The 12,416-nt window shown below is 53.9% G+C and carries 10 protein-coding genes and 2 pseudogenes; 7 read left to right on the forward strand and 5 right to left on the reverse strand.

The window, feature by feature from the left end; genetic code table 11:
* The first annotated feature begins 6 nt into the window (after positions 1-6).
* From DIE13_RS30520 to DIE13_RS30535, 4 genes are all read left to right on the forward strand, one after another.
* Positions 7-879, forward strand: a complete 873-nt coding sequence (locus tag DIE13_RS30520; protein WP_124830731.1) for an ABC transporter substrate-binding protein — start codon at positions 7-9, stop codon at positions 877-879.
* Positions 879-1,991, forward strand: coding sequence for an amino acid ABC transporter permease (locus tag DIE13_RS30525; RefSeq protein WP_124830732.1), 1,113 nt, complete (start codon positions 879-881; stop codon positions 1,989-1,991). Before DIE13_RS30520 ends, DIE13_RS30525 begins: the two co-directional genes overlap by 1 nt.
* The gene (locus tag DIE13_RS30530; protein WP_124830733.1) at positions 1,991-2,734 is read left to right on the forward strand and encodes an amino acid ABC transporter ATP-binding protein; all 744 of its coding nucleotides are present in this window, start codon (positions 1,991-1,993) and stop codon (positions 2,732-2,734) included. Before DIE13_RS30525 ends, DIE13_RS30530 begins: the two co-directional genes overlap by 1 nt.
* Positions 2,735-2,925: 191 nt before the next feature.
* A complete protein-coding gene (locus DIE13_RS30535) occupies positions 2,926-3,993 on the forward strand; it encodes a porin (RefSeq protein ID WP_124830734.1) in 1,068 nt (355 codons plus the stop codon).
* Between the two features lie 578 nt (positions 3,994-4,571).
* On the opposite strand, the gene DIE13_RS30540 is transcribed toward DIE13_RS30535, so the two are convergent.
* The 3 genes from DIE13_RS30540 to DIE13_RS30550 form a co-directional block, all read right to left on the reverse strand.
* The gene (locus DIE13_RS30540) at positions 4,572-5,696 is read right to left on the reverse strand and encodes a porin (protein WP_124830735.1); all 1,125 of its coding nucleotides are present in this window, start codon (positions 5,694-5,696) and stop codon (positions 4,572-4,574) included.
* 107 nt (positions 5,697-5,803) lie between these two features.
* Complete coding sequence (locus DIE13_RS30545; RefSeq protein WP_124830736.1) at positions 5,804-7,123, reverse strand: MFS transporter; 1,320 nt, start codon at positions 7,121-7,123, stop codon at positions 5,804-5,806.
* A gap of 35 nt (positions 7,124-7,158) precedes the next feature.
* Positions 7,159-8,001 (reverse strand): carbon-nitrogen hydrolase family protein, encoded by an 843-nt coding sequence (locus DIE13_RS30550; protein WP_124830737.1) that lies wholly within the window; start codon positions 7,999-8,001, stop codon positions 7,159-7,161.
* An 84-nt stretch (positions 8,002-8,085) separates the two neighbouring features.
* Between DIE13_RS30550 and DIE13_RS30555 the strand changes: the two genes are divergently transcribed.
* A complete protein-coding gene (locus tag DIE13_RS30555; RefSeq protein ID WP_185731226.1) occupies positions 8,086-9,057 on the forward strand; it encodes a LysR family transcriptional regulator in 972 nt (323 codons plus the stop codon).
* A gap of 334 nt (positions 9,058-9,391) precedes the next feature.
* Here DIE13_RS30555 and DIE13_RS33890 read toward each other — a convergent pair.
* Positions 9,392-9,460, reverse strand: a pseudogene (locus tag DIE13_RS33890) (aminopeptidase N C-terminal domain-containing protein); the annotation flags it as partial.
* A 673-nt stretch (positions 9,461-10,133) separates the two neighbouring features.
* Here DIE13_RS33890 and DIE13_RS30565 point away from each other — a divergent pair.
* Entirely contained in the window at positions 10,134-11,528 is a 1,395-nt protein-coding gene (locus tag DIE13_RS30565; protein ID WP_124830739.1) for an amino acid permease, read from the forward strand.
* A 249-nt stretch (positions 11,529-11,777) separates the two neighbouring features.
* Here the strand turns inward: DIE13_RS30565 and DIE13_RS30570 are convergent.
* Positions 11,778-12,011 (reverse strand): annotated as a pseudogene (locus DIE13_RS30570) (integrase); the annotation flags it as partial.
* A 114-nt stretch (positions 12,012-12,125) separates the two neighbouring features.
* Between DIE13_RS30570 and tnpA the strand changes: the two are divergent.
* Positions 12,126-12,416: IS66-like element accessory protein TnpA (gene tnpA, locus DIE13_RS30575; RefSeq protein WP_185731227.1), on the forward strand; the 291-nt coding region annotated here is incomplete at its 3' end.

A 12,416-nucleotide genomic window follows, 5' to 3' on the forward strand; every position in this document is an offset into this window, starting at 1 on the left:
TTGCATATGAAGCGCAAATTTTCGACTGCGGCCGCCACGTGGATGCTTGTAACGACTGCAACCGTCGTCACACCCGCGATCGCAGGTAGCCAGGCTCAGACTTCGTCCTCGTTCGGAACCTGCGAGATTACAAGCACGCAGCAAAATATTAAGCTGCAAACGGTCGAGAAAGATACGCTGACGGTGGCCACCATCTTGCCTAACCCCGGTTGGTGGAACGGGATGTCGCCGGACACCATCAACGGAGGATTCGAGTACTGCCTTGCTGCCAACATCGCATCGCGCGCCGGACTTCACCATATCAGGATCAAGAACATCAGCCCCGCGCAGTTCTTTTCCGGGATGGCGACTGGCTACGACGTAGCGATTGCGTCGACAACAATTACCGAACCGAGAAAGAAAGTATTCAACTTTTCTCGGCCGTACTTCACTTCCAATCTCGGTGTTGCAACGAAGGTCTCTGGCGACGTTACCGAAGGTAACATCAGGAACAAGCGTATCGGCGTGCTTCAAGGTAATGTCGGCTCGGATTGGGTCGCAAACGTCCTCAAGCCGCAGACGAAGGTTAGTGTTTACCAAGCCCAGGAAGACATGTTCACCGCTCTGATGGCAGGACAGATCGATGCGGTCGTGACCGATACCACGCTCGCTCTCACGCAAGCCAAGGCATCAAATGGGGTAGTACATGTACCCGGGCAATTTAAAGTAGATCAGGGTTATGGCGTGATTACCCCGCGTGGTTCGGTCAACACGCAACCCGTCGATACGGCGGTCGGTTCACTCGCATCTGACGGTACGCTCAAAAGGCTCTCGGCTACATACCTTCAACCGAAGTTCGGTGTTGACCCATCCCAGATATCCTTCTGGAGCGTACGTTGATGAACATTGTGAGTGAAACATCGAACGCGTTTGTCGACAGAGACACGTTGAGTCCGGCGCCCAAGAGTCTGCCGCTTTCGATCGCGGCAATCACGGCGTCGTTGGCACTGTTACTGCTGATCGCAACCATCGGCGGTGCCCTCATGGTGACCTCTACACACAATAGGGCCGGCAACATTATTGGACTTGCAATCAGCTCGGTCGGTGTAGTTGCTGCCGCTGTGTCGCTCTGGTATAGCGTCGCTGCCTTGCGCTTGTCTCTCAAGGCTCAACGCGAGGCGCGCCGTAGCGATATTCTGGCAGCCCGTGCAAGTGCCGACGGCGCGAAGCAGGATGCGCTTATTTCGTTTGGCCTGAACCTGACATATTTGATAATTCTTATGTTCGGTTTGTTCTTGACGATCAATGATGGCAGCATTCAGAAAACGTTTCTACGCATTGATGTCATAAAGGAATGCTTCTTCGATGTGTTGAGGGCGTTCGGTGTCAACATATGGATGGCCCTTGTTTCGCAAGCGCTAGTGCTCGTATTCGGACTTGTTCTCGCTGTCATGCGGATGATTCCAGGTCGGGCCGGAGCACCGGTGAGGGCGTTGGCGATTGCATATATCGACATTATGCGGGCGGTTCCGGCCATCATTGTCCTCTACCTGGTTGGCTTTGGTCTTCCATTGGCGAAAATCCCGCTTCTAAGCGACTTATCGCCAGAATGGTATGCGATCTTTGCCTTGACGATGACATTTAGCGCATATGCTGCGGAGACATACAGGGCTGGCATTGAGTCAATCCATCCTTCGCAGTGGTCTTCAACGCGCTCACTCGGGTTCTCATACGGCCAAACGCTGAGGTACGTGATCCTTCCTCAAGCGGTGCGTCGTGTCATTCCGCCGCTGCTTGGTGGGTTCATCGCACTGCAAAAGGACACCTCTCTGGTCAACATCATTGGAACTGTCGACGCATTCAATCAAGCGAAATTTTATGCGTCGAGCAACTTCAATCTGTCGTCGGTCACCGTGGTCGCTGCATTGTTTGTAATGGTCACGATACCTCAAACTCGCTTCGTCGACTGGATGCTTGCGCGAAGCTCAACTCGTCGCCAGAAGGGTAAATAATGTCATTCATCGAACTTGTCGACCTAAAAAAGCGATACGGGGAACACGAAGTGCTTCGCGGAATCGACCTTAATATCGAGAAGCATCAGGTTGTTACGCTAATCGGCGCATCAGGTTGCGGGAAGTCGACCCTTCTTCGTTGCATCAATGCATTGGAGACCATCGACACTGGCAAGGTTCTAATCGGCGGCGACGTCGTATCTGGCCCAGGCGTCGACGTCAATCGATTGCGCAAGCGGGTCGGTATGGTATTTCAGTCCTACAATCTCTTTCCCCATATGACCGTGCTGGACAATGTGGCTTTGGGGCCGGTTAAATTGCTGGGAGAGAATGTCGGTGCGGCACGGGAGCGTGCTCGCGAACTGTTAGATCGGGTGAATTTGTCGCATCGCGCCGAATATTATCCGGATCAGCTCTCGGGTGGTCAGCAACAACGGGTCGCGATTATCCGTACTATTGCGATGCGACCCGAGGCCATGCTTCTGGATGAAATCACTTCTGCGCTCGACCCCGAACTTGTGTCCGAAGTGCTTAACATCGTCCGCGACCTGGCAGCGGATGGTATGACCATGATTCTCGCGACACACGAGATGCAGTTCGCTCGGGAAGTGTCTGATCTGGTTGTTTTCCTTGAACAAGGTCGCGTGCTCGAGAAAGGGCCGCCTTCGCAGTTGTTCGGTGATCCCGTAGAGGCGAGAACCAGAGAATTTCTCAAAAAAATTGTCGACGCGGGCAGGCTATAACAAATACATAGCGCCTGCACGCCAACAGGGGCGTCTCTTTCACCAAATTGAATCGGAACTTTTTCAGTTCCTTGGTCCATTCTTTGCGTCATTGAGGCGAGAAAGCGAGACGATATAAGAATAATTTATATATAGAATTTCGCCGTACTAATTAATAAACATAAATTCGATAAACTGGTTGGAGATTTGTGATGAAAATCCGGATGAAAAACATTGCTTTTGCCATTGCAGCCCTTATGGCAAGTTCGTTGGCCAGCGCGCAGTCGTCCGTCACGCTTTACGGTGTCGTGGACGCCAGCCTTGTATGGAGAAATCACGCCACTCCGAAGGGAGGAGATGTGGTCGAAATGAGTAACGGCGCAATCAATCACAGTCGGTTTGGGTTGCTCGGGAACGAAGACCTCGGCGGTGGGATGAGTGCGATCTTTCGACTGGAAAGCGGCTTCAATCCGCAGGATGGTTCTATGGCATCCAAAAATGTCATTTTCGACCGATATGCGTATGTTGGTCTCAAAGGTCACTTCGGATCGTTAATCGCGGGAAACATCAACACGATCTTCTACAACACCATGAGCAACTACGATCCGCTCACAGTGGGCAACTTCTACAACACGGCTTGGTGGTTTGGCACTGATAGCGGGAAAAGACCGAGCGCCATGTACTACGAGAAGGAGCTCGGACCCGTACGGATAGGGCTTTCTTACGGCGTTGGCGGAGTGCCGGGAAGCGTCGCCCAAAATTCCCAGTTCGGTGGTGCAATCATGTATGCCGGAGGGAGTATGACAGCCGGTGCCGTGTATCAACAAACTAAGGCCGCCAACTATGGTGGACTCCAGCGCATCTTTGGCTTGGGTCTAACGTACGCGATCGGGCCGGCAACACTGTATGCCGGCTATCAAAATAATCGTGATGGTACTGGTATTGCAGATACACAGTTGAATATTATCGGCGCACCATCTGGCACAGCGGACGTCAAACGTCGTGATCAGGGATTTTTTGCTGGTGTTTCGTATCAGTTGAACCCAGCCGTATTACTTCGTCAGGCGTACTATTACGACAATATTCATGACGCGCAAAAAATCGCAGGCAATGACGGCGTGCGATGGGCCCTCGTTTCGGAAGCGGAGTACGCTTTCTCAAAGAGGACCAGTGTGTACGGTCAAGTTGACTACAATCATACGAGCGGAGCGGCTAACGTTCAGCTTCCAGGGGCAAGAAACCAAACAGAAGTCGCTATTGGTTTGCGCCATTGGTTCTAACATGAACTAAGTTGCAGTCGCTATAGGCGCGGCGATAGCTTCGCGATGCACGGCTTTCGATCAGCGAGCACGTACATCATGAAGGAGTTGACGGTATGTGATCTCGCTGAAGACTCACACGCACTATATCTGGCACCTTTGATCGTCAACTCCTCTGCCGAGTTTACCGCTGGGGCACCGCCGCGCCGGACGATAGTCTGTCGGATTCGCTAATTGTGGCAGAGATGTGTTGCCAGTAATCATGTCACTCATAGACGTGCGAGCGCGTCAGTGCTTCAGAGCAGTGAGGGATGCTTCGCGAGACTATCGAGCATGGCGCAACGGTCCTCGTCACGTCGACGCAAATCGACGGCGCGCGCAATTCGTTGAAGCACCTTGCCGACCTCGTGGACTGGTCCGTCAAGATGCTTCGGCGGCCGACCAGATGTCAATCGCGCCGGGGATCAATGAATTCACTGTCGTGCACCGTTCGACTAGCCTTTCGCATGTGATAGATGTGCCGCGGGAAGCTCGCCACCAATGGCTTTGAGCATGCCGCGGAGACGAATACGCACCACGCATCGCATTTTGGTGGTACGTCAAAATTTATGTCGAATCGCCACGCGCGCCAGAAGTTGCCGATCGGTGCTTGATTGAGTTGCAGGAAAACCATTGTAGATATCCGCCAATGCGCCCCCCGATGTCTTCTGGAAAACCGTCAAGATTTGAATGTCCGTTCGCTTTGAAATGAAGTAATCCGCGATCAAGTTGAACTGGTTGTATCTTGGATGATGACTGTTGCCGCTGTCTGACGTGACTGAGGTGAAAGTGTAACCCGCGGCAAACGCGAGAAATGGTGTCCAGTAATATTGTGACCAGATTTCATAATTATTGAATAAAACCGGTCGATTCGTTCCATTTGCATCAGCAAACCGGACATTATCATAAGACAAGCCGACTTTTGCTTTTCCGAACTGATAAGTGCCGCCAATGCCAGCAACCTGCATGTTCGCCGGCTGGCCGACATATCCGAATGCACCGTTGGCAGTGGGGCGCTGTTGATTGGCAACCCAGTTGCCGTCAGGAAATTGAGATGCCGGCGTCTTCGAAGATGTGTATGCGGCGGCCACGTAGATTGGACCGTTTGAGAATCTTACGCCGGCAGAGACTGTGCTTTTTGCGGAAACGGAGCCTGGCACGCCTCCAAGCGCGACCAGTCCTTCGACCTGCAGACCGTTCATATTCGGACTAACATATTTTACGGTGCTGCTGATGCGGTAAGTGCTGTCTGAATTGTCAATATCGTTGGCATGGGAGAAGTACGCGCCCCAGTTTCCATTCATGGTCGTTGGCGCATAGAAGTCGGGGATGGCGTCGTATTGGCGGCCGAGCGTGAAGGTGCCAAGTCGATCATTTGCGACACCAATGAATGCACTTCTCCCGAACTCAAGACCACCGTTTCCGAGCTTTCCATTGTTCGGATTGAATCCGTTCTCAAGCTTGAAAATAGTTTTCCAGCCGCTGCCGAGATCTTCGGTGCCAAGTAATCCCCATTTATTTCCTTGGGCGATAGAAGAAACAAGACTGGTCACGCTTCCCTTGTCGCCACTGTTGTTCACGTAGGTAACACCGTCTTCCAACAAACCGTACAGCGTTACAGAGCTTTGAGGAAAAGCAAGTGAGGGTCCACAAAGTAGTGCCGTGGTGATAATTGTCCGTTTCATTTGGTATCCTGACTTTATTGTATGCGGGTTTCTTGCGGTAGATCAAATCATCTGATGCGATTTAAGACGGTGGACGCTACGGTCTGATTCGATACGGATGAGATGATTTATTTTCGATCTATTTCTTGCGTAAGGGATCGTCGATAGGTCTCCGGCAAAAATGAGATAACTATCAGGCTGATTACCGTGACCGAGGCCGCATATACTGCAGGTGAGAGAAGATTGCCGGTCTTCTGGACAAGCCACGTCCCCAAGTACGGGGCCGTGCCACCGAAGACCGCGTAAGCAACATTGACGCCGATTGCAGAACAACTGAAACGGACTCGTGTAGGGAAAAGTTCGAGCATGGTCACTGGAAGCGGGCCCCACCAAATTCCGCTCGTCGCAGCAATTAGCGTCTGCCCTAGAATCGCACCCGCGAGCGTTCCTTGCATGGCGAGCATATAACCCGGAATGATCGCGAGTGACGACATGAGAAGCCCCGTCAACAGGATCGGTTTTCGTCCCAGACGGTCGGACAGATGGGCTCCGAGGTTCATGCTTATGAACGCAATAAACAGTGACACACTGTTGGAAATCAGAGCGTCGCTTTTGGCTAGTCCAACGGAGTTGGTGAGATAGGAGACGAAATATCCTGCCAGGGAATAGAACCCAAGGCTCGAGGCGACAGAAAGTGTAAATACAAATCCGAGCCCGGACCTATGCTCTTTGATTGTGACCCAAAATGGCTGAACTGTAGTGGGGGCGCTTTGTTTCGCGGCTTCAAACGCAGGGGACTCGCTCAGATGCGACCGAATGTAGAGTCCCACCAAAGCAAGCGGTGCCCCCAGCAGAAAGGGAATTCGCCACCCCCACGCAGCATATCTATCGGCACCAAGGCCACTGGCTATTGCCAAGACGGTTAGTGCCGCAAATATCGGGGCGATATTGGCGAATGAGTACGTAAATGCAACAAAGAGGCCGCGTCGCGCCGGCGGTGCGTGCTCGGCAACGAAAGAGTTGGATCCCGTGGATTCGCCTGCAGCTGAAAGGCCTTGAACGAGTCTGCAAACAACCAGAAGCGCAGGCGCGGCGATACCGATCTCTGAATAGGTTGGCAGAATCCCTATGCAGACGGTAGATGCCCCCATCATCAGGACGACGAAGGCGAGCACGCCCCGTCTGCCTGAATGGTCACCGAGACGGCCAAGAACGAAGCCGCCGACGATTCTCACCAAGAAACCAACGGCATACACAGCAAAGGTCGAAAGCAATGCTGCGACCGGATCAGAGTTGGGGAAGAAAAGTTTTGCGATGATTCCTGCCGAATAGGCGTACACCACGAAGTCGTACCATTCCACGAATTGGCCGATCGCGGCAGATGCCATAACTCTACGAAACTCCGCAGTGCGTGCGACCGGCGTAACGGCCGTTGCTGTGTTGTTCATACTAAGGCGACGCTCCTTGGCTATGTCGAGTCTGCTTATTGGGTGTGAGTCCGGAGGAGCGAATAACGTCGCTGCTCGAGACACGGAAGCTTGTCTCGGACCAGCTTCAGTCGCTTCTTGGAAAGAGTGCTCGTCGCGAGCGCTTCGCCTTCGTGAGCACCACTGGTTACCGCCCCCATGGGATCGATAATCATGGAAAGGCCCGTTGAGAGCGGGGCCGGCTGACAGCTTCCCGCTACGAAGCATGTGTTCTCGATTGCCCGAGCTCTCAGGAGCGTTTCCCATTGCAGTTCTTTCAGCGGCCCAGCTACCCAACCTGAAGAAACAACCAGAACTTCGGCGCCTTTTTCCACTAGCAGACGGGCCATTTCCGGGAAGCGAAGGTCATAGCAGTTCAGAATGCCGACAGTAAATCCATCGAGGTCGAAGGTAACGAGTTCGCTGAAGTCCGATTTGAGCGCGGTTACATCATGCTTTTCGGATTCCTTAAAGTCGAAGGCGTCGTAAAGATGTAATTTGTTGTAGTGAAGCGACGGTTCCGCGCCTGGACGTGCAAGTATCAGCGTGTTGCTCGAGCGTCCCGTCTGCGTTGGGAGGTAGGCACCCGCCAAGAGCGAAATTCCATGCCGATCAGCAATGCCTTTTAGAGCCGATTCGAATTTGCGCCCCCACTGGCGGGCAATTTGGGCAATTTTCTCGCCTGATTCGGTATAGGCATACATCACTGCCTCCGGTAACACGATTAGCCTGGATCCATGGCTTGCAGCAGTGCGCGCGAGACGCTCAATGCTAGCGATGTTCTGCTCGATATCGTGTGTGCCGGCCAATTGTCCGACGGAAATCACGGTCTGGATGTCATCGATTGAGTCTTGATACATATTTGTCTGATGGTAAAGGGTTCATCGATCGCGACTGCCGCAGCGGATCGGGCAGTGGTCGTCACAGGCATAGAGCGGAGTGCCTTGAACAAATCTTTTACCGCCAGTAATATTCCGTCCAATATCAATTCAGCTTCTATTGATGCTAAATTTGTATATATGGACCGCCTCGTTGACCATCAGCGCCTGCGCGCGTTTCTTGCCGTAGCGCATCATTTGAGCTTTCGCAAGGCAGCTGCTCAGCTCCATATCGCACAACCTGCGGTCAGTCGATACGTTAAGGCGCTGGAGGATGATCTCGGCTTCGCGTTGCTGGTTCGTACGACAAGGCGTGTGGAGCTAACGGAAGCAGGGGCGTTGTTTGCTGTCAACGCTCAGGAGGCGGTGAACTTGCTCCAGCATGCGGTGAGGGCCGCGCAGATGACGGCGAAGGGAGAGGCTGGAACGTTATCTGTAGCCTATTCTGCGCTCACTGCATATGGAGTTGTGCCGAAGATCGTTCTGCAGTTCAAGAATGAATTTCCAGGCGCTGAAGTGAGTCTTTTCCTCATGTCCTCTGTCGATCAGATCAGCGCGATCTCGGAGGGCGCCATCGATGCGGGCTTCGCCCTCACTGCAGCGTGCGGCGGCGGACTTCCGCACATTCCGGTGTCTCGTGAGCGGCTCGTGGTGTTGGCGTCCAAATACGAACCCATCGCTAAACGGACAACGATAGCGTTAAAGGACTTACGTGGTATGCCCTTCGTCTTCGGCACCATGAACCGATGGCGAACGTTCCGCTCGGTCGTAGAAAGCGCGTGTCTGCGTGCGGGTGTCTTACCTGATGTTGTTGAAGAAGCCGACGATATGCCAGTCCTTCTCAGGCTCGTTTCGCTCGGTCGAGGCATAACCTTGTTCTCCGAATCTGTCCTTGCCTCGCTACCGCCGGACATAGTGGGCATTCCATTGTCTGACAAGCATGCGCGACTCGATTTCAGTTTGGTGTGGAGCGACAAGCACCGCATTCCGCTCGTTCGCAGCTTCATCGAGTGCGCGCGCGCTGCCGGTCGCGCTTGATGAGCTGCGTTTGATGGGTGCTCGCATGACAACGATGCTGCGGAACCAGGCCGATGGGATCAGCGGCCCTATACCCGGCCCCATTGATTCCACCTGACACAAAGTTAGGCCCAGTCGGTCAACCGCCCGTTCACGCTTCATCCCGTGTCCACCACGTCTTTGGTTACCTGAGTCGATCAAGCTCTGGCCTCGTCAGAGTCACCAATTCGGTAGATCGCGCTGATGTGGCTTGCACAAGCCATTTCGACGAAGATGTCTTTGACGTGCATCTCTTTGGGACCGGCAACATCGTGCCCTGGGAGCAATCGCGTGTACCGCGCATCGCTGGTTTCGAGCGCTGGCCCGCTTCCCAACGGTTGAACGGATCGCCTTCGTGCGCGAGCAGAAAGGCGAGTTCGTCGTTGCCGCAGAAATATCGCTCGCCTCGCGAGTTCCGGCGCTCGATGGATTCAGCAACCTTGGTGTGAAGCTGTGTCCGGCATTACCGGGGGCAACTCCAGCATCGAGCAGGGCAAAGCGGCGGATTGCCGGCAGCCAACTGCGAACGAGCTGCGTGTATCTCCGGATCGCCGCCGCTCATCTCGTACGTGCGCTAGGCCCCAAAAAGCGTGGCAACCACATCCTCGCCGACGGTCAGACTCGTCGCCTAACTCGGGTAAACGAGCAGGTGTGCTTTCTATGTTCTATAAATTCTATATGTTATAGTTTTTACGCATAGGAAATGGGTAGATTCGCCAACCTTTTGTTGAGATCGGCTTCCGTTTCAGCGCGAGCGCGTCGGGCACTTGCCTCAGAAGTGACAGGCCCCACCCCATTGCCGCTGGACCAGAACCTCTCGTGGGAAGAGTGGTGGCGCGACATATATGCCGGTAAGTTTTTGTGTTGCTGGATGCAACTGCTCGTCAATGCGTCCCCGCTGCGCACCACCGGGCGCTCAACAGCCGATCGTCCTGGCGTTAGCATCCGACTAAATCGACGGCGAAATGTCCTCGGCTTTCCCACAAACATGCTTTCAGCGACAGCAGTTAAAGCGCGGCACCTCGGTTCAATCAGTCCCGCGTTTAAGGAGACTTCAGATGCACAACTCGGAAAATGACCTGCACCGCGGCCTCGCGGAGCGACACATCAGCCTGATGGCACTTGGCGCGGCGATAGGTGTCGGTCTATTTCTCGGATCCGCCACAGCGATAAAAATTGCTGGGCCGGCTATCCTGATTTCCTACCTCGTTTGCGGCGGGGTGATGTTTATCATCATGCGCGCGCTTGGGGAAATGGCAATTCATAACCCGGTTTCCGGCTCATTTGCTCGATATGCTCAAGACTATATTGGGCCATTTGCCGGTTTTCTGACCGGCTGGACATACTGGTTTGGATGGGTTATCGGCTGCATGGCAGAAACCTCGGCGGTCAGCGTGTATATGCATCTTTGGTACCCCGATACGCCTAGCTGGGTTTGGACCTTAGCTGCACTCCTGTTGTGCGCAGGTACGAACTTTATATCTGTGAAAATCTATGGCGAATTCGAATTCTGGGTTGCACTCATCAAAGTTGCGACTATTGTCCTGATGATTGTTGTCGGAGCTGGAACCGTCTTTTTTGGATTTGCGAACGGCGGTATTGCTACAGGCTTTCGAAATCTTTGGACGCATGGCGGTTTTATGCCTCACGGTCTCTCGGGTATTCTTCTCGCGTTGCCGATGGTGGCGTATTCGTACGCTGGCCTTGAGGTGCTCGGCCTGACAGCGGGTGAGGCGAAAAATCCGACGAAGTCACTTTCGCGTGCGATCAACTCTGTTTTCTGGCGCGTGCTGATCTTTTACTTCGGTTCCCTCCTTGTGATTATGGCTATTTATCCCTGGAACGAGATCGGCACCCAAGGCAGCCCCTTCGTTATGATGTTCCAGAGAATGGGGATTCCTGGCGCGGCAGGCATCGTGAACTTCGTTGTTTTGACCGCAGCACTTTCGGCCGCGAATAGTGGCATTTATTGTACTGGTCGGATGCTGTTCAATCTCGCGCAAAATGGACATGCTTCACCACGATTTGCCACCACGTCGAACGGCGTTCCGCGGCGTGCCATCATGCTCACCGGCGCACTCCTTATTATTGGCGTCGCACTAAATTACGTCGCGCCCTCGCAGGTATTTGTATGGCTCAGCGCTATCGCGGCGTTCAGTTCGATCTGGACTTGGGGTGTTATTCTCGTGGCACAGTTTAACTTTAGAAAATCACTGTCGTCGAACGAAGTGCGGAAAATGAAACTGCGCGTTCCAATCTTCCCGTACGCCAACTACGTGGCCGGCCTGTTCCTTGTCGGCGTATTGGTCTCGATGGCTTTTCGTGAGGAAACACGTGTAATCCTCGGCGTTGGCCCCGCTTGGATCCTCCTTCTTTGCGTTGTGTACTATATGCGCGGCATCGGTCAAAAGGCGGCCGACGTCCGTAACCGAAGCCTTGCAAATCGCACTTAAAGGTGCATGTACTAGTAGCACTTTAGCGGTAGCGAGCTCGTTCAGCTACGTTAGGGGCTAGCAGCCCCTACTACGCCGCTTGAAAACTGCTTCTGACGTGGGTAAGCGTTTTTTCGTGCAAAATCTCGCGGTTTATCTAAAAATACGCTGAAAAATCATTGGCTTATGAAGCCATAGATTTCGTAGAATTGTGTCCTCCAGGTGCAAAATCTAGCGCTCGCTTTAACATGGCGCTTCGTGGCCTGCCGCTCATTTCCGCGCGGCAAACACCTGATCGAACTGCCGAGCTCGCTGCACTTCATCGCAGTGCAGACAGGTCGATGTTGTCAGGATCGACGCGTGACGTAGATTGTCGCGCACCATGATCAGCTCGGCGCCCCGCGCCAGCGCATGCGATGCATGTGTGTGGCGCATCCAATGCGGGCTCGCGCGGCGCAACTTCTCCGCCGTCGTGGATCGCTCGTCCTCGATCGCATCGGCGACCAGCACGAAGATATGTCGCTGTCGTTCCGCGAACTGTAAGCGGCCGGGCAACCCGTCTTGAGTTGGGGTAAAGCTCTTGGGAGTATCGTGTCCACCTAACGAATAAGCGGACACGTGAACACTATCGAATCGGAAGCACTCCCCGAGCGTCGTCGCCGGCAACGGTACAGCGAGGAGTTCAAGGCGCAGGTGGTAGCTGCGTGCCAGGGAATCGGCGTATCGGTTGCTGCGGTCGCGCTGGAACACCGGCTCAACGCGAATCTGCTGCGGCGCTGGATCGATCAGGCGGAGGGGCGACTTCCCAAGAGACCGCTGGGTCGTCCACCGGCCACGCCACCGTCGCTGCCAGCCTTTGTGTCGGTGCCATTGGGAGCGCCGAGTCCGCACTCGGCAGAGATCCGCATC

Source organism: Burkholderia sp. Bp9016, assembly GCF_003857765.1.
In the GTDB taxonomy this organism is placed as follows: domain Bacteria; phylum Pseudomonadota; class Gammaproteobacteria; order Burkholderiales; family Burkholderiaceae; genus Burkholderia.